The organism is Glycomyces xiaoerkulensis, assembly GCF_002798405.1.
Classification (GTDB): domain Bacteria; phylum Actinomycetota; class Actinomycetes; order Mycobacteriales; family Micromonosporaceae; genus Glycomyces; species Glycomyces xiaoerkulensis.
On the sequence record NZ_PGGV01000029.1, the window covers coordinates 290107 to 304535 of the forward strand.

Here is a 14429-nt window from a genome sequence, read left to right on the forward strand (position 1 = left end):
GAAAAGGCCCGGGCCGAGCCCGGGCCTTCTCCGTCTCGCGGTTCAGCCTTCGAAGTGGATGGTCAACCGCGTCCAGGCCCCGATGTTGAGGTAGAGGCCGTCGCCGATCTGGATCTCCACGTTCGGCGCCAGCGGCTCGTCGGATCCGTTGAGGAACGTCCCGTTCGAGGAGCCGACGTCCATGATCGTCCAGGAGCCGTCGGGCTTGGCGAACAGCTTCGCGTGCTGCGCGCTCACGCCCGGGTCGGCCACGTCGCCGGACAGGTCGATGTCGGGACTGACGCCGCGCTTGGAGCTGTAGCGGCCGATCGTCAGCTCGCCCCGGTCGAGCGGGATGCGGCGCGGCTTGGCGAACGAAGGGAACTGGAGCTGCGAGGCCCCGTCGGAGGCGGCCACCTTGTTGAAATAGCCCTGGTCGGCCGTTACCGCCACCACCCAGCGCGAGGTCGTCGCCGGCTGCCCGGGCGGGGCGTAGTTCGAGGCCAGGTCGCTCGGCTGCGCGTCCGGCATGCTGAACCCGCCGGTCTGGGGCGTCGCGGGCGGCGCGGAGGTCGGGGCGCCGAACGGCGCGGACGGCACCCCCGGGGGCGGTCCCCCGGAAGTCGGCGCCGGCGGCGCCGAGGCGGGCGCGCCGTACTGTTGCGCGTACGGGTCCTGTGGCTGGGGTTGCCCGTAGGGGTCCTGCCCGTATCCGGGCTGCTGTTGCGCGTACGGGTCCTGCTGTGGCGGTTGGCCGTAGGGGTCTTGTCCGTAGCCGGGTTGCTGGGCGTACGGGTCCTGGCCGTATCCGGGCTGCTGCTGGGCGTACGGGTCCTGCTGCGGCGGTTGGCCGTAGGGGTCCTGCCCGTAGCCCGGTTGCTGTTGCGCGTACGGGTCCTGTTGCGGCGGTTGGCCGTAGGGGTCTTGTCCGTAGCCGGGTTGCTGGGCGTACGGGTCCTGGCCGTATCCGGGCTGCTGCTGGGCGTACGGGTCCTGCTGCGGCTGCTGCCCGTACGGGTCGTTCGGCGCGTAGCCCTGGCCGAAGGCGGCCGGAGACTGCGGCGGCTGTCCCTGCTGCTGCCAGGCCGGATTCGGCGTCCCGCACTGCTCGCAGACCTGTCCCTGGGGGAACGCCCCGCAGGCACACTGGTAGCCGCCCGGCTGTGGGGCCCCGCCGCCGGGATAGGCTGGCTGGTAGGTCAAGGTCTTCCCCCTCCAAGCAGTTCCGTGTACTCGGCCTCTCTGGCGACACCGAGCAGCGAACTGGAGTCGTCCTCCTGCCGGGAATCCGGGTCGGCTTGCGCCTGCTCGGGCTTTTCGACCTGGTCCGAACCGGGGGATTCGAGCTCCAGCACCGCGACACTGATGTTGTCGTGCCCGCCGTGCGCGAGCGCTTGTCGTGTCAACGCTACAGCCTTGTCGCCAACGGTACCGTCCGGCAACGGCAGCAAGTCCGAGTCGTTCTCAAAGTAGCGTGACAGTCCGTCACTGCACACTACGACATGGCCGCCGCCCGGACGCACCCGGAGCAGGTTCGGATTCAGCGTCGGCGCGTCGGCCCCCAGCCACGCGAGCAGCGCTTTCGCATACGGATTCCTGTAGCGGTCGTCGGACGGATCGACCCCCTGGTACTCCAGGCGGGCCAGGATCGTGTCGTCGACTGTGAGGCACTTCGCCTCCTGGTCACCGGCCCAGTACACCCGCGAGTCGCCCACCCAGCACAGGACGGCCTCGTCGCCCTCGGCGATCACCGAGACGTAGGTGGACGACGGCGGCGACTGCGGGTACCGCTTGCCGACCGCGGCCACGGCCTGGTGCGCGGCCCCCACGCCCCGCCGGGCGGCCTCCTCGGCCGAAACGCCCTCGCCGAGCGCTTGTCGGATTTCGGTCACGGCGGCCTCGACCCCCGCCAGCGACGCCCGCTCCGAGTCGCTGGCGCCGGAGACGCCGTCGCAGACCACGGCGATCCTGCGGCCGTCTTCGGCCAGACCGATCGCCAGCGAGTCCTGGTTGTAGTGGTGGCGCCTGCCGACGTCGGTGGCGGCGCCGATCCCCGGCAGCGCGAACGCGGCGTGGTCGTCCGAGCCGCCCGGGTGGCTGGGGTTGTCCTCGGTCGCGGCCGAGGACTGCCAGGCGGGCGTCTCGGGCCGGCGCCGGTCCTCCTCGAGTTCGCCCCCGCAGGCCTCGCAGTAGCGCCCGACGTCGGCCGGGAGCCCGCAGGCGGTGCAGTGCTTGGCGGGGCCTTGCATGGCGGTCGGTGAAGGCGGCATTCGTGGCTCCTTCGCTACAGCATCGTGCGGGGGCGGTGCCGGTTGGCCTGGTCGAAGTAGTAGACCTGATCCTCGCGCCGGGTGCAGGTGTGGGCGAGCCTACGGTAGGCGGCCTCGAGCGCGAGACGAAGCTCCCGCTCCTCGGGCGCGGACCCGAACACGCGCGGCTCGGGTACCGGTCCGCCCCGCTCGACCAGGTCGAGCGCGGCGTGCAGGATCCGGGTCGACACCAGGTGGCGGCGCCGCGGCTCCAGCTTGAGTTCGTCCAGGCGGTCGGCCATGTGGTGCAGGTCCATCAGCGTCGGCGGGGCGGTGCGGCTGTGCAGCGAGGTCTGGATGGCCGCGGTCTGCGCGGTGCCGTACTGCGCGGCGGTCTTCGGCACCTGGTGCAGGGTGGTGATCGCCTCGGTCGAGTGCCCTTGGAGGTCGAGCAGCCGGGCCCGGCCGTACGCGGCCGAGACGAACCGGCGGTCGCACGCCCAGATGCGGGTGTAGTGCGGCAGCGCCAGGTCCCGGCGGTCGGCCAGCTCGGCGCACGCGGCCAGCGCCAGCCGCGGGGCGAGCTCGCCGGGCAGGTGCGAGTAGACCGCGTCGAAGTGCGCCGCGGCGGTGGGGAAGTCCGCCGCCAGGAGCGAGATGATGCCGCGCAGCCACGTCACCTGCCAGGTGTTGCCCTCCTGGGCGGCGAACGCCTCGAGCGTCGCGTGCGCCTGGTGCAGGTCGCCGGCGCTGACGAGGGTGCGCACGCGCCGCATCTGAACCTCCGGGCTCTGGACCGGCGCGGCGGCCAGCTCGGTGAGGATGCCGACCGCGTCGGTCGCCTGGAGCGTGGCCAGGAACGCCGCGGACGGGTCGGCGACGTCCACCATCGGCATCGGCAGGGCGTGGGCGACGTCGAAGTGGCCGCCGATCCAGGAGCGGTCGTACTCCACGTCCGGCTCGCCGAACACGGCCTGTTCGCCGGAGAACAGGGTCGAGGGCTCGAACCGCGGCTCGCCCTGCCGGATCGACTGCACCTCGTGGAGGACGCCGTGCACCTGGTTGCGCATCTCGTCGGCGTCCTGGAACCGCGAGCGCGGATCGGGGTGGCACGAGCGCAGCAGGAGCCGGTGGAACGAGCCGAACTCGGCGAACAGCGGCGTCTCGTCCGCCGGCGGGAAGGAGTCCTTGAACTCGCCGGTGAAGCCCTTGAAGTCCAGCGCCAGCACGGCCATCGACCGGCCGATGGTGTACAGGTCCGAGGTGACCGACGGGCCGACCGACAGGAGCTCGTCGTTGGGCACCGAGAAGCCGGGGGTGCCGTAGATCGCCGATTCCTCGTCGTCGAGGCGGCGCACCGCCCCCAGGTCGATGAGCTTGAGCCAGGTCTCCACGTGGATGACGTTGTCGGGCTTGAAGTCGCAGAACAGCAGGCCCCGGTCGTGCAGGTAGGAGAACGCCGGCAGCAGCTCGGCGGTGTAGGTCAGCACCTGGTCGAGCGGCAGCGGCCGGCGTTCGCCGTCTTCGCCGGCGGCGTCGCGGATGTCGCGCAGCGACTTCCCGGCGATGTACTCCATGACGATGTAGGACTGGAGGCGGCCCGAGCGCGGGTCGGCGGCGGTGATGAAGTCGTGGATGTTGACCACGTTCGGGTGGTCGATGCCCACCAGGAAGCGCCGCTCGTTGATCGCCGCCTCGATCGCGTCCTCGTCGGTGGTGTTGATGAGCCCCTTGATGACCACCCACCGCTGGGTCAGGTCGTCGGCGAAGTTCTTGTCGTTGGCCAGGTAGATCCAGCCCAGGCCGCCGTGCGCGATCGCGCCGAGGATCTCGTAGCGCTCGGAGAGCATGTCGCCCGGCTGCAGCGAAGGGGTGAACCAGTAGCGGCTCCGGCAGTAGGGGCAGTACCCGTCGACGCGTCCGGCGCGCCCGGCCTGCGGGCGCCCGACCGGCTTGCCGCAGGAGCCGCAGAACCGCTTGTGCTCGGGCACCTGCGGGTGCTCCATGATCGCCCCGGCCGGGTCGCGCGGCGGCACCGGCGGCATGTCCGACAGGCCGCCGCGCCGGCGGGCGCTGGAGGTCGCCGACCGGGTCACCGGGCCGGTGATCGGCTGCGGCTGCGGCGCGGCCGGCGCTCGGTGCGGGGCCGGCGGCGGCGAGGCCACCTGGGGGAGGGAGGCCGCCTGCGGGGACGCCGTGGCCGGGAGGGCCATGGTGCCGTCCTGACGCTCCGGAGCGAACCCCGGTGGGGGCGATGGCGGCGACGAGAGCTTCTTGCGCACCCGGAGCGTGTCCGAACCGTCCTCATCGGGCGGCGGCCGGTCCCGGTGGGCGCTCGGGTCGTACCGCAGGGTGTGGTCGGGCTGCTGATCGCTCATCGCGCTCACTCATCCTGGTACTTGGTCTGCAGGTCCGGGGGCTCCGCACCGAGGTGGGGGGCGAGCCAGCGGTCGTAGATCTCCTGCCAGGTGCCGTCGTCGATCATGTCCTCGAGCGCGCCGTTGACGAACCGGGCCAGGTCGGTGTCGCCCTTGGCGAAGGCCACCCCGTAGGGCTCCTCGGAGAACGCCTCGCCGACGACCTCGAGCGTCGGGTCCTGGATCGCCATCCCCGCCAGGATGGTGTCGTCGGTGGTGATCGCGTCGACCACTCCCTGCTGGAGCAGCACCAGGCAGTCGTTGAAGTCGGGCACGGTCACCGGCTGGGCCTCGGAGTCGTCGGCGATGTTGCGCGGGGAGGTCGAGCCCGCCCCGGTGCACACCAGGTGGTCGCCGGTCAGGTCCTGCAGGCCCTCGATGCCGGAGTCCGAGGCGACCAGCAGGCGCTGGCCGGCGTGGTAGTACTCGGTGGAGAACTCCACCTCCTCCCAGCGGCTGCAGTTCATCGTCATGGTGCGCACCACCATGTCGACCCGGCCGGAGTTGACCGCCTCCTCCCGCTCGCCGGAGGTCATCGGCACCCACTGGACGTCGTCGGCGCTGCCGACGAGCCGCTCGACCAGCTCCTTGGCGATGTCGACGTCGAAGCCGGAGAGGTCGCCCGAGACCGGGTCGCGGTAGCCCATGAGGTTGGTCGACTGGCTGATGCCCACGACCACGCGGTCGGGGTCGTCGAGCTGCTCGCGGGCCTCCGCGGCGCCGATCGAATCGGGCTCGTACGACGCCAGCGGGTCGCAGCCGGTGTCGGCCGGGTCGGAGCCGATGTCCGGATCGAAGTCGATCCCGTCGGGCAGGGGCACCGGCACCTCGACCTCCGGCGACGGGGGCGGCTCGGGGTTGGCGCAGGCGGTCAGGGCCAGGCAGCCGGTCAGCGCGGCGGCCCACAGGGTTCTGAATCGGATCATGCGTGGTACTCCGCCACTCGCATCTGGATGCCGATCGCGGAACTCACCAGCGCCAGCAGGCACAGGGCCGAGAGCCCGACCGCGGCTCCCGACAGGGACCGCTGCGCGTCGCCGGTGGCGCTGACGAACCGGTCGGCGCTGATCCGGGTCGCCTCGGTGAGCTTCCGGTCGAGCATGTCGAAGGAGGCGGCCAGGCTCTGGTCGTCGTCGCCGACGGCCAGGTCGACCGCCTCGGTGTAGGAGCCGTCCTTGGCGAGCTTGATGACCTCGTCGTGGCCCTGGCTCCAGGTGGCCGCCGATTCCCGGGCCTCGGCCAGCGGTTCCGACAGCGCCGGGTCGTCGCCGTAGGCCTCGCCGAGTCGGTCGAGCAGGCCGCCGTCGTCGATGAGCAGGGCCGTCTGCTCGGCGTAGCGTTCGGCGGCGGCGGCGTCCTCGCCGCGGGCGATGAGCAGCAGCGACTCCTCGGCGCGCGCCTGCTGGGCGGTGATGTGGGCCTCGGCCAGCAGCTCGAGCGGCTCCGCGCCGTCCTCATGGGACCGATCGGTGTGGCTCGCCGAGGCCAGCGCCACCAGCGTCAGCCACCCGGCGAAGCCGATGAGCGCCACCGTCGCACCCAGCAGTCCGAGGTTGAACACGCGGTTGGTCCTGCCGGTCAGCCAGAGCTGCGCCCAGATCAGCACGCCCAGGGCCAGGGCGGTGAGCACCACGGCGGGCCACGGGAACGCCGCCGCGGCGCTGCGGGCCTCGCTCAACTGGTTGATCGCGTTGTGCTGCAGCGTGTTCGCGGCCGGCAGCATCTCGCTCCGCATCACCGTGGAGGCCTGCCGCTGATAGGTGGCGCCGACCGGCTCGCCGAGCCGGTTGAACGTGCGCGCGGACTCGACCAGTCCGGTGTAGACCGGCAACCGGGCGTTGAGCTCGGCGATCAGTTGCGCGTCCTCGGCGGTCTCGACCTCGCCGGCGGCGGTGGTGAGCGCCACGGTGGCGTCCCGCAGCGCCTCCTGGTGGGCCGCGCGGGCCTCCTCGGAGGCCGTCCCGGCGGTCAGATACGAACTGGCCGCCGTCGAGTCGGCCTGCGACAGCGCCTGGTACAGCTCGAGGGCCGCCACCGACAGGCGACCCGACTGGGTGGTGGTCTCCTCGATCACGGCCGACTTGCCGAGGATCGCGGTCATGCCGGTGACGCCGGCGCCCAGGATCAGGACGACCAGGACCGCCAGCAGGCCCCGGAGCCGCCCGGGCGTGTACCGCAGGGCCGCCAGCGCGCGCGAGAAGCGCCGCCCGCCCGGGTCGGCGGCGGGCGCGGTCGGCGCCTGCGGCGGGGCGGGAGGGGACTGGACAGTCAACTTCACCTCACAGTTTCGGGGCCTGCATCATGGTATCGACACCGCACCACGCGCGGTGGCGGACGTCATCGGGCCGGACCCGATGTAGGTTGAGGCGGTGCTGATCTCCGAAGAAGACGCGCGCTGGATGGAGCGGGCCCTCGAGCAGGCCGAACGGTGCCCGCCCTCCGCGACCGCGTTCAGCGTGGGGGCGGTGATCGTGGTCGGGGGCCGGGCGGTCGCCGAGGGCCGCTCGCGCGCCGAACAGCCGGCCGACCACGCCGAGGAGGTCGCGCTGCGGCGCGCCGCCGCCCCGGTCGCGGGCGCCACCGTCTACTCGACGATGGAGCCGTGCGGCCGTCGCGCCTCCCGCCCCGAGCCTTGCGCCCGGCTGCTGATCGAGGCGCGGGTCGCCCGCGTCGTCTACGCCCTGGCCGAACCGGACCGCTTCGTCGGCGACCCCGGCGGCGCCCGCATGCTCCGCGAAGCGGGGATCGAGGTCGAGGCCATGACGGAGTTCGCAGCAGCGGCCGAACGGCCCAATGTGCACCTCCGATAGTCTGTTGCCCATGAGGCCACTAATCGGTGCCGGACAGGTCGCCGGACTCGCCCGGCCGGTCCTGCTGGACGTCCGCTGGACGCTCGGCGGCCCCTCCCGGGAGGCCGACTACCGCCGGGGCCACCTGCCGGACGCGGTCTGGATCGACTTCGAGCACCAGGTGTGCGGGCCGGTCGGCGAGACCGGCGGCCGGCACCCGCTGCCGGACCCCGCCGCGTTCCAGGAAGCCATGCGCGAGGCGGGCGTCGACCAGGACTCGAGCGTGGTCGTCTACGACGACGGCGACGGCATGGCCGCCGCCCGCACCTGGTGGACCCTCCGCTGGGCCGGCCACGACGACGTCCGCGTCCTCGACGGCGGCCTGCGCGCCTGGACCGAGGCCGGCCACCCCCTGGACCGCACCGAGCCCGCGCCCGAACGCGGCGACTTCACCGTCCGTCCCGGGCGGCTGGAGGTCCTCGACGCCGAATCGGCCGCCCGCTGGGCCGCCGAGCGCGAACTGGTCGATGTGCGAGCGCCCGAGCGATACCGGGGTGAGAATGAACCGGTGGACCCCGTCGCCGGACACATCCCCGGAGCGGTGAACCTGCCGATCAGCGGCGACGGCGCCCCCGAGGGCGGCTTCGCCGACGCCGACTCGCTCCGGGCACGATACGAGCCGCACCGCGAGGCGGCCTTCTACTGCGGTTCGGGGGTCGGCGCGGCGCGCGCGGCGCTGGCGGCCACGGCCGCCGGCCTGCCGACGCCGCCGGTCTACGTCGGGTCGTGGAGCGACTGGATCTCACGGGACCGCGCGATCGCCACTGGGGAGGAACATTGAGAAGACTCGTGATCGCCTCGGCGGCGCTGCTGGCGCTGGCCGGGTGCGGCGGCGACGACGAGAACGGCGAGCCCGAGCCCGAGGACCCGGTCGACACCGCCGTCAACGACGAATCGCCCACCGAACCGGCGAGCGAGCCGGTCGAACTTGACCTGACCGAGGCAGGCGGGGCCTGCACGCTGATCGACGGCCCGCGGCTCAACGAGCTGACCGGGTACGACTTCAGTTTCGCCTCGGGCGGGCCGAACCAGAACGGCGAAGACGGCGAGGAAGCGGAGGACGCTCCCGACCAGTCCACGTGCGCGGTCCAGACCGCCGAGGCCGCCTACCCCGACCTGACCCTGTTCGTCATCGGCACCGACGCCTCCGCCGAGGTCTACGAGGAAGAGCTGCCCGAGGACGCCGAGACCCTCGACGACCTGGGCGAGGCCGCCTACTGGATCGTGCACTCCGAGGACACCGGGGCGGGCCCGGCCCTGGAGATGGGCTGGTACGACGGCGGCGACATCTTCGAGCTGCGCTACACGACCCCCGAGGGCACCGAGAGCGACGCGGTCGGGGACCTGGTCGGCGGTTTCGCCGATCTGGCCGCGAGCATCAACGACGCGCACGACCGGGAGTCGGAGGACTGAGCGCTCTACTGCATCGGGGTGGCGAAGACCCTCGCGGCGTCGTCGACGACCAGCCGCAGCGTGTCGCCGCCGGTCGTGAGCACGATCTCGCCGTCGGAGCGGTCGACCATGACCTCGGCGCCGGGGTCGACCCCGGCCCCGTGCAGGTCCGACAGCAGGTCCGGGTGGGTCTGCACCGACTCGCACAGGCGCGTCACGCGGACCTTCGCGCCCGGCGAGACCACGCTCAGCGGCCGCTCGTCGGCCTCCGAGCCGGCGACCAGCGCTTTGGCGTCGAGCTCGGTGAGCCCGGGGATGGTGTTGCCGTAAGGCGAATGCGTGGGGTGCTGGAGCAGCTCGTAGACGCGCTTCTCGACCGAGTCGCTCATGACGTGCTCCCACTTGCACGCCTCCTCGTGGGCCTCGACGTAGGACATGCCGATCACGTCGACCAGGAGCCGCTCGGCCAGGCGGTGCTTGCGCATGACGGCCACCGCCTGCTTCCGGCCCTCCTCGGTCAACTCGAGATGTCGGTCGCTCTTGACGTTCAGCAGCCCGTGGCGCTGCATGCGCCCGACCGTCTGGGAGACCGTCGGGCCGCTCTGCTCGAGGCGTTCGGCGATCCGGGCCCTGAGTGCCGGGACGCCCTCCTCCTCCAGCTCGAGGATGGTGCGCAGGTACATCTCGGTGGTGTCGACGAGGTCTGTGGTCACAGCTTCGTTCCTTCTTTAGGTCCGCCCGCGGGGCGGGGGTGGGTCAGGTAGCCGCCAGACCCCCTGTCAACCCCAATGATATACGCCGGTCAGGCCACATAGTCAGCGAGCCGCCCCGCATAGTCGGGTTGGCGCAGGCGGTGGAGGGCGTTCTTCTCGATCTGGCGGACCCGCTCCCGGGAGAGCCCGAAGTCGGCCGAGACCTCCTCGAGGGTGCGCTGGCGGCCGTCGTCGATGCCGAACCGCAGCCGCAGGACCTTCTGCTCGCGCTCGGGCAGGCTCGCCAGCACCGACGCGATGTGGCGCCGCAGCAGTGCGTAGGTGACCGACTCCTCGGTGGCGGCCGCGCGGGGCATGTGCGCGATCAGGTCGCCCAGGGCGGTCGAGTCGTCCTCGCCGACGGTCTGGTCGAGGCTCACCGGTTCGCGGTCGTAGCTCATCAGCTCGAGGACCTTGCCCGGGGTCGTCTCCATCGACTCGGCGACCTCCTCGTACCGCGGCTCGCGGCCCAGCTCGGCCAGCAGCTCCTGCCGCACGCGGTTCATGCGCTTGATCTGGTCGACGGTGTGGGCCGGGACCCGGATGGTGCGGGACTGGTCGGTCACGGCCCGGTTGATGGCCTGCCGGATCCACCAGGTCGCGTAGGTGGAGAACTTGTAGCCCTTCTGGTAGTCGAACTTCTCCACCGCCCGGATCAGCCCCAGGTTGCCCTCCTGGATCAGGTCGAGCAGGCCCATCCCGTGCCCGGTGTAGCGCTTGGCGACGCTGACGACCAGGCGCAGGTTCGACTCCAGCATCCGCTGCTTGGCGGCCCGGCCCTCGGCGGCGATCTTGGCCAGTTCGCCGCGCAGGTCCGGATCGGTGGTTTCGCTGATGCGCCGGCCGGCCATCAGGCCCGCCTCGATCGCTTTGGCGCAGTCGACCTCTTCGGAGGCGGTGAGGAGGCGGTGCTTGCCGATGCCGTTGAGGTAGGCGCGGACCGGGTCCCCGGAGTATTCGGCCGCGGGCTGGGCCGGCCGCTGACGGATGCTGTCGACGGGTGCCATCGTTGTCGCCTTTCGCTGCAGTCGGACACTGGTGGGTGTTCCTCCCTGTCCGGCGATCGCCGGTGGGGTGGGATACCAGCTTGCAGCGGAAATCGGCTGATGAGATCCCTCAGCCGGAAGGGTGGCACGAACCCGGGATACAGCCTCGGAGGTTCCGATCGCGGTCATGCCGGCGACACCCGAAGGCCACCGGCCGTACGGCGAAGCACACCACGGCGGGGCGCGGGCGCCCGGCCGGAAGCCACCGCCCGCACCGGAGCGTACTCCGGCGGTGCAAGCGGCCGAGGCCGCGCGGCACCGCGGCGACGGCCGGTTCGGCCACCGGAGTGAGAACGAAGAGCTCCGCCCCAGGGGGTGCGGCGGGCGGAGCCGGGTCGGCTCGCCCCTCGGCCGGGAGGGGCGAGGCGGCCTACTTCTTCATGTGCTTGAAGATCTCTTTGCAGCTCGGGCAGATCGGGAAGCGGTCGGGGTCGCGCGAGGGCACCCACATCTTTCCGCAGAGGGCCTTGACCGGAACGCCGTCGACCATGGCGGCCATGAGCTTGTCCTTCGGCACGTAGTGCGAGAAGCGCTCCTCATCGCCGTCCTCGTAGGTGTAATCCGGCTGGATCTCGGTCTGCTCTTCGAGCGCTGTGGAACCACCAGTGGTAGGAAGCTCGCTCACGTCAACTCACTCCTCGTTCACGCTAAAGACCCGTCAAGTCTGCCACGTCCGGCGCGCTTTAGTCGGATTCGATCATGCGGTGTTCAGGGGCCGATAGCGTCCGGGCACGCCGCCGATGGGGTCGGAACAGGCTGCGGCCCCGCTTGGGCAGGCGATCGTTGGCCAGCAGCACCGCCAGCCAGGGCAGCGCCACCATGCCGACCAGCGTCGCCGGCAGCCACAGCCACAGCAGAGGGGCCCGGACCATGAGCAGGACACCGCACAGAACCACCAGGAAGGCGCGGATAGACATCATCCAGACATACCTGACGGTCCGGATGCGCCGCTCCTCGGCGGGGGACATGCCGGCATCGGTGATGAGCTGCGTCTGCTCTCGACGTCCCACCCTTCGAGCCTACTCCGGTCGGCTGCGGCATGATCGAGCACATGAAGGCAGTTGTGCAGACCGTGAGCGAAGCCGAAGTCACCGTCGAGGGGACCGCCGTGGGCGCCGTCCGCGACGGCTTGCTGGTGCTGCTCGGCGTCACCCATTCGGACGGTCCTGAACAGGCGCGCTGGATCGCCGACAAGATCTGGAGACTCAGGATCATCGGCGAGGAGCAGTCGGCATCCGATCTGGACGCCCCGATCCTCCTGGTCAGCCAGTTCACCCTCTACGCCGACACCCGCAAGGGCCGCCGCCCGTCCTGGAAGGACGCCGCTCCGGGGCCGGTGGCCGAGCCGCTGGTCGACGCCGTCGCCCAGGCCCTGCGCGACCTCGGCGCCCACGTCGAGACCGGCAAGTTCGGCGCCATGATGGACGTCCGCAGCACCAACGTCGGCCCCAACACCATCCTCCTGGAGCGCTGAACTCGGGCGGATCGGCACCCTAGAATCGAGCGGTCCGTCCGTCTCGAGACAGTGAGGAGTCCCGATGATCCCGGCCGCCCCGCCCGAGTCGCTTCCGTCGCTTCGGGTCTGGCAGCGCAAGGCGATGGTCGACTACCACCGGGGGCAGAGCCGGGACTTCCTGGCGGTGGCGACGCCGGGCGCGGGCAAGACCACCTTCGCCCTGCGCATCGCCTACGACCTGCTGGCCGACGGCACGGTCGACACCGTCACCGTCGTCTGCCCCACCGAGCACCTCAAGACCCAGTGGTCGATCGCCGCGGCCGGCTTCGGCATCCAACTCGACCCGGCCTTCCGCAACAGCGACGTCCACAGCGCCGCCGACTACCACGGCGTGGCCCTCACCTATGCGCAGGTCGGGGCCGACCCGGCGGTCCACCGCCGCCGGACCCTGGCCCGGCGCACCCTGGTGATCCTCGACGAGATCCACCACGCCGGCGACTCGCGCTCCTGGGGCGAGGGCGTCCAGACCGCCTTCGAAGAGGCCGAGCGCCGGCTGGCGCTGACCGGCACGCCCTTCCGCAGCGACGACAACCCGATCCCGTTCGTGGAGTACGAGGAGTATCCCGACGGCTCCAAACGCTCGAAGTCCGAGGCGCTCTACGGCTACCGGGACGCGCTGGCCGACGGCGTGGTCCGGCCGGTCATCTTCATGGCCTACTCCGGCGAGGCCAAGTGGCGCTCCAGCGCCGGCGACGAACTGGCGGTGCGGCTGGGCCAGCCGCTGACCAAGGACCTCACCAGCCAGGCCTGGCGCACCGCGCTGGACCCGGCGGGGGAGTGGATCAGGCAGGTCATCGCCGGGGCCGACCGGCGGCTGGAGTCGCTGCGGGCGGCCGGGATGCCCGACGCCGCCGGGCTCGTCATCGCCTCCGACCAGAACAGCGCCCGCGCCTACGCCGGCATCCTCAAGCGCGTCACCGGGAAGACCGCCACGGTGGTCCTCTCGGACGACGCCGGCTCCTCGGATCGGATCGCCAAGTTCGCCGAGTCCGACGACGAGTGGCTCGTCGCCGTCCGCATGGTCTCCGAGGGCGTCGACATCCCGCGCCTGGCCGTCGGGGTGTACGCCACCAACGCGCACACCCCGCTGTACTTCGCCCAGGTCATCGGGCGGTTCGTGCGCTCGCGCCGCCAGGGCGAGACCGCCTCGGTGTTCCTGCCGAGCGTGGTGCCGCTCCTGGAGCTCGCCGAGGGCCTCGAGGCCGACCGCGACCACGTGATCAAGGCGCGGAGCGAGGACGCCGATCCCGAGGCGCTCCTGGAGCGGGCGCAGCGGCAACTGAACGAGGGCACCGAGCTCGACGGTGCGCGCGAGACGCTCGAGAGCAGCGCCGAGCTCGATCAGGTGATCTTCGAGGGCGGCTCGTTCGGCATGCCGGTGCAGGCCGGCAGCGCCGAGGAGCAGGAGTACCTGGGCCTGCCGGGGCTGCTGACCTCCGAGCAGGTCCACCTGCTGCTGCAGAAGCGGCAGCGGGAGCAGTTGGCCAAGCAGCGCGGGAAATCCGCCGGCGAGGGCGCCGAGCGACCGCGGGCCGAGCCGCCGATGACGAACGCGCAGCGGCGGTTGAAACTGCGCAAGCAGTTGAACCAGCTCGTCGGCGCCCAGGCGTTCGCCACCGGCGAGCCCCACGGGAAGATCCACGCCAGGCTCCGCTCGAGCTGCGGCGGGCCGCCGAGCGCTCAGGCGACGATCGAGCAGTTGGAGGAGCGGATCGCGACCATCCGGTCGTGGTAGCGGAGCCGGACCCGAACACACGGGCACCGGCGGCGTTCGCCGGGAGCGAACAGCGCTCGCCCGAGACGAGTCGAGCCCGGACGGTTCCCCGTCCGGGCTCGCTCTCAAGCTGTCTCGGTCGTGCTCGTCAGTTCTCCGATGCCATAAGGTCCATGCCGCGCCACTCGAACTCGGGGGCGACATTGAAATCGATGGCGATCGGTACGAGCTTCTCGGCGTACTGGTTCGCGTGGTGTCCGCAGAAGACGAGATCGCTGCCTTCCGCGAGCGTCACGCGCAGCTTGGCCGCGGCGCTACACCGATCGCAGCGCTCGCCCGAGATCGGACGTTCCTCCGTCTGGGGCGGGGGCGTCAGGGTGGATGTCATACCAGGTCCTCCGCTGCGTTCGGTCGGTGGTTGTCTTTCGCCGTTGACCGGCTCATCCCGTTCAACGCCTGCACTGTACTACCTCTTCCCTAGTCGGGCTTGGTGAGACCGGGCTCACTGACCCCCT

At 71.5% G+C, this 14429-nt stretch carries 15 protein-coding genes; 5 read left to right on the top strand and 10 right to left on the bottom strand.

Annotation, left to right across the window (positions count from 1 at the left end; translation table 11 throughout):
* Positions 1 to 42 precede the first annotated feature (42 nt).
* Genes CUT39_RS21490 through CUT39_RS11970 form a run of 5 tightly spaced genes read right to left on the bottom strand, consistent with a single transcriptional unit; the run spans position 43 to position 6923 of the window.
* Positions 43 to 1182: an FHA domain-containing protein gene (locus tag CUT39_RS21490; RefSeq protein WP_100446808.1), complete on the bottom strand. Its 1140-nt coding sequence runs from the start codon at positions 1180 to 1182 to the stop codon at positions 43 to 45.
* Positions 1179 to 2249 (bottom strand): PP2C family protein-serine/threonine phosphatase, encoded by a 1071-nt coding sequence (locus CUT39_RS11955; protein WP_100446810.1) that lies wholly within the window; start codon positions 2247 to 2249, stop codon positions 1179 to 1181. Before CUT39_RS11955 ends, CUT39_RS21490 begins: the two co-directional genes overlap by 4 nt.
* Before the next feature lie 14 nt (positions 2250 to 2263).
* Positions 2264 to 4606 carry a serine/threonine-protein kinase gene (locus CUT39_RS11960; protein ID WP_100446812.1) on the bottom strand — a complete coding sequence of 781 codons (2343 nt, stop codon included), beginning with the start codon at positions 4604 to 4606 and terminating at the stop codon, positions 2264 to 2266.
* Positions 4607 to 4611: 5 nt separating this feature from the next.
* Positions 4612 to 5571, bottom strand: coding sequence for a glutamate ABC transporter substrate-binding protein (locus CUT39_RS11965; protein ID WP_100446814.1), 960 nt, complete (start codon positions 5569 to 5571; stop codon positions 4612 to 4614).
* Positions 5568 to 6923: an MCP four helix bundle domain-containing protein gene (locus CUT39_RS11970; protein WP_100446816.1), complete on the bottom strand. Its 1356-nt coding sequence runs from the start codon at positions 6921 to 6923 to the stop codon at positions 5568 to 5570. The genes CUT39_RS11965 and CUT39_RS11970 overlap by 4 nt, the downstream gene beginning before the upstream one ends.
* Before the next feature lie 91 nt (positions 6924 to 7014).
* On the opposite strand from CUT39_RS11970, the gene CUT39_RS11975 reads away from it, so the two are divergent.
* From CUT39_RS11975 to CUT39_RS20325, 3 genes are read left to right on the top strand one after another with little or no spacing between them, the layout of a single operon-like run.
* Positions 7015 to 7455, top strand: a complete 441-nt coding sequence (locus CUT39_RS11975) for a deaminase (RefSeq protein ID WP_198587074.1) — start codon at positions 7015 to 7017, stop codon at positions 7453 to 7455.
* Positions 7456 to 7465: 10 nt separating this feature from the next.
* On the top strand, positions 7466 to 8275 hold the full coding sequence (locus tag CUT39_RS11980; RefSeq protein WP_198587075.1) for a sulfurtransferase: 810 nt from the start codon (positions 7466 to 7468) through the stop codon (positions 8273 to 8275).
* Positions 8272 to 8907 carry a hypothetical protein gene (locus CUT39_RS20325; protein ID WP_157930636.1) on the top strand — a complete coding sequence of 212 codons (636 nt, stop codon included), beginning with the start codon at positions 8272 to 8274 and terminating at the stop codon, positions 8905 to 8907. The genes CUT39_RS11980 and CUT39_RS20325 overlap by 4 nt, the downstream gene beginning before the upstream one ends.
* A 5-nt stretch (positions 8908 to 8912) precedes the next feature.
* Here the strand turns inward: CUT39_RS20325 and CUT39_RS11990 are convergent, their stop codons facing one another.
* The 4 genes from CUT39_RS11990 to CUT39_RS12005 all read right to left on the bottom strand — a co-directional run bounded on the left by CUT39_RS11990 (position 8913) and on the right by CUT39_RS12005 (position 11694).
* The gene (locus tag CUT39_RS11990; protein WP_100446820.1) at positions 8913 to 9599 is read right to left on the bottom strand and encodes a metal-dependent transcriptional regulator; all 687 of its coding nucleotides are present in this window, start codon (positions 9597 to 9599) and stop codon (positions 8913 to 8915) included.
* 89 nt (positions 9600 to 9688) lie between these two features.
* Complete coding sequence (locus CUT39_RS11995) at positions 9689 to 10645, bottom strand: sigma-70 family RNA polymerase sigma factor (protein WP_100446822.1); 957 nt, start codon at positions 10643 to 10645, stop codon at positions 9689 to 9691.
* A gap of 409 nt (positions 10646 to 11054) precedes the next feature.
* Positions 11055 to 11309 carry a DUF3039 domain-containing protein gene (locus CUT39_RS12000; RefSeq protein ID WP_100446824.1) on the bottom strand — a complete coding sequence of 85 codons (255 nt, stop codon included), beginning with the start codon at positions 11307 to 11309 and terminating at the stop codon, positions 11055 to 11057.
* Between the two features lie 58 nt (positions 11310 to 11367).
* Entirely contained in the window at positions 11368 to 11694 is a 327-nt protein-coding gene (locus CUT39_RS12005) for a DUF3099 domain-containing protein (protein ID WP_157930637.1), read from the bottom strand.
* Positions 11695 to 11735: 41 nt separating this feature from the next.
* On the opposite strand from CUT39_RS12005, the gene dtd reads away from it, so the two are divergent.
* Positions 11736 to 12158, top strand: coding sequence for a D-aminoacyl-tRNA deacylase (gene dtd, locus CUT39_RS12010; protein WP_100447112.1), 423 nt, complete (start codon positions 11736 to 11738; stop codon positions 12156 to 12158).
* A gap of 64 nt (positions 12159 to 12222) precedes the next feature.
* The gene (locus CUT39_RS12015) at positions 12223 to 13935 is read left to right on the top strand and encodes a DEAD/DEAH box helicase (RefSeq protein WP_100446828.1); all 1713 of its coding nucleotides are present in this window, start codon (positions 12223 to 12225) and stop codon (positions 13933 to 13935) included.
* 127 nt (positions 13936 to 14062) lie between these two features.
* Here the strand turns inward: CUT39_RS12015 and CUT39_RS12020 are convergent, their stop codons facing one another.
* Positions 14063 to 14302: a DUF7455 domain-containing protein gene (locus CUT39_RS12020; RefSeq protein ID WP_100446830.1), complete on the bottom strand. Its 240-nt coding sequence runs from the start codon at positions 14300 to 14302 to the stop codon at positions 14063 to 14065.
* Positions 14303 to 14429 lie beyond the last annotated feature (127 nt).

Coding starts and splice junctions, on each gene's coding strand:
- CUT39_RS12020 (WP_100446830.1), bottom strand. CDS start 14,302: ATGACATCCACCCTGACGCCCCCGCCCCAGACGGAGGAACGTCCGATC.
- CUT39_RS12015 (WP_100446828.1), top strand. CDS start 12,223: ATGATCCCGGCCGCCCCGCCCGAGTCGCTTCCGTCGCTTCGGGTCTGG.
- CUT39_RS11980 (WP_198587075.1), top strand. CDS start 7,466: ATGAGGCCACTAATCGGTGCCGGACAGGTCGCCGGACTCGCCCGGCCG.
- dtd (WP_100447112.1), top strand. CDS start 11,736: ATGAAGGCAGTTGTGCAGACCGTGAGCGAAGCCGAAGTCACCGTCGAG.
- CUT39_RS11995 (WP_100446822.1), bottom strand. CDS start 10,645: ATGGCACCCGTCGACAGCATCCGTCAGCGGCCGGCCCAGCCCGCGGCC.
- CUT39_RS11955 (WP_100446810.1), bottom strand. CDS start 2,249: ATGCCGCCTTCACCGACCGCCATGCAAGGCCCCGCCAAGCACTGCACC.
- CUT39_RS11965 (WP_100446814.1), bottom strand. CDS start 5,571: ATGATCCGATTCAGAACCCTGTGGGCCGCCGCGCTGACCGGCTGCCTG.
- CUT39_RS11960 (WP_100446812.1), bottom strand. CDS start 4,606: ATGAGCGATCAGCAGCCCGACCACACCCTGCGGTACGACCCGAGCGCC.